The following is a 1,880-nucleotide window of genomic DNA, read 5'->3' as shown; positions in this document are numbered from 1 at the left end:
GACCGGCCCGGGGCGGCGCCGCTGTGGCAGCCCCCGCACGACGAGCGCGGCGAGCGCGGGGTGTCCTCCCTGGTCCGCCGCGACGGCCTGCACGCGCCGACCCCGCACGAGGTGCCCTGTGTCACCCTCGACGAACTCGCCCTGCACGACGTCGACTTCATCAAGATCGACGTGGACGGGGCGGAGCTGGCGGTACTGCGCGGCGCCCGGGAACTGCTCGGCCGCGACCGCCCGGCCCTGTTCATCGAGCTGGAGACGCGCATCCAGCCGATCGCCCCGGTCGTCGCCCACCTGCGCGCGCAGGACTACGAGGGCTGGGTCCTGCCGTCCGACACCTGGGTGCCGCTGCCCGACTTCGACCTGGCGGCGCACCAGCGCGGCACCGCCCACATCGCCTCGCAGGGCCTGCTGCGCCGCGCGCTCACGCCGAGCGCCCGGCGCCCGCGGTACGTGAACTCGGTCCTGTTCCTGCCGGACGGGAGGACACCCGCTCCGGTGCGCGACCATGGAAGACATGCCACGCCCCACTGACCCCTTCACGCCGTTGATGTTCCAGCTGGTGCTGCTGCGCCGCATGGCCGATCACAACCCGGAGCGGGTGGAGAGCGCCCGCGCCGACCTGGGCGTCTCGGTGGCCGACATGCGGGAGGCCAACCGCCGCTGGCAGGCGATGCTCCACGCGCGGGGCTCGCGCTCGCCCGTCTCCCGCTACCGCTCGATCCTGGGCGCGCCGGAGCAGACGCTGCTGCGCACGATCGGCGACCTGAAGTGCGAGGCGCTGCTCTGGCCGGTCCCGCTCTGGCCCGACCTGCGCTTCGAGGTCCTCCTCTCCCCCACGGGCGCGGTCTGGAACGAATGGCTGATCCGCACCCCCGGCGCCCCCGCCCCCGCGCTGGACACCCTCCACGACCTCACCCCCTGGTCCTGCACGGTCGACGAGGCGGCCCGCGCCTTCGCCCCGGCCCGCCCCCTGGAGGGCTCGGCGCCGACGCGCTGGGGGCTGTCGTTCACGGCCCCGGACGAGGCGGGCAGGCCGCGGCAGGTGCGGGCGGAGTTCACGTGGGGGCTGCTGCAACGGTGGACGGAGGTCTGACCCGCACTCAGCGCAGAGCGGCGGCGACGAGTCCTTCCAGGGCTTCGCGCGACACCTGCCCGCCGTTCCCGAAGTCGCGGCGCTCGGCTACAGGTGCGGCTCGACCAGTTCCAGTTCCCATACGCACGGGCGGCCGTCCGCGTCATGGACGAGGACGGCGCGCGCCGACTCCGCGGCCGGCCGCGGAGGCTCGCGGTCGACGGGCTGGTCGGGGCCCGGCCGTCAGGTGACCAGCGCGGTCTGGGGTATTCGGGGTCAGTCCTCGCAGGGGCGCGCGAGGGCTGCCTGTCGGGCCGCGAGCAGGTGCGGCAGGTGGTCCTCGGCCCAGGCGCGGGCGGTGTCGATGAGTCCGATCAGGCTGCGGCCCAGCGGGGTCAGCTCGTACTCGACGCGGGGCGGGTTCTCGTCGTACGCGGTCCTGGTGACGAGCCCGTCGCGCTCCATGGCCCGCAGCGTCTCGGCCAGCACCTTCGGCGTGACGGCGTGCAGGGTCTGCCTCAGCTCGCCGAACCGGCGCGGTCCGCCGTCCAGACAGCGCACGACCATGCCGGTCCACTTGTCGCCGATCCGGATCGGCATCGCGGACGACGGGCAGGCCGGGTCGAACGTCACCGGGTCGCGGGGCGTGGCCATGCCCCGAGGCTAGGGCCTGTCCGAGGGGCACCGGTACCGTTGCGGTCACGCGGCGGGCCTGGACCGGTTGCGCGCCGCGGACCCGGCGCCGGACTGGCTGGTGCTCACCCCGCCCGCGGGCCTCGACGCCGCCCTCCCCCGCACCGGCCGCTAC

General features: G+C 75.1%; 3 protein-coding genes. 2 read left to right on the top strand and 1 reads right to left on the bottom strand.

The annotated features are described in order from the left end of the window. On the top strand, positions 1–531 hold a 531-nt coding region (locus tag G3I40_RS02040; protein WP_164300410.1), incomplete at its 5' end, for an FkbM family methyltransferase. Beyond that, positions 506–1,093 carry a hypothetical protein gene (locus tag G3I40_RS02035; RefSeq protein ID WP_164300409.1) on the top strand — a complete coding sequence of 196 codons (588 nt, stop codon included), beginning with the start codon at positions 506–508 and terminating at the stop codon, positions 1,091–1,093. The genes G3I40_RS02040 and G3I40_RS02035, both read left to right, overlap by 26 nt. Positions 1,094–1,348: 255 nt before the next feature. Here G3I40_RS02035 and G3I40_RS02030 read toward each other — a convergent pair whose 3' ends face one another. Next, entirely contained in the window at positions 1,349–1,726 is a 378-nt protein-coding gene (locus G3I40_RS02030) for a helix-turn-helix domain-containing protein (RefSeq protein WP_164300408.1), read from the bottom strand. Positions 1,727–1,880 lie beyond the last annotated feature (154 nt).

The organism is Streptomyces sp. SID14478 (assembly GCF_010548525.1).
Taxonomy (GTDB): Bacteria; Actinomycetota; Actinomycetes; order Streptomycetales; family Streptomycetaceae; genus Streptomyces.
The sequence above is the reverse complement of the archived record's forward strand: the minus strand, read 5'-3'. Positions and strand labels throughout refer to the sequence as shown.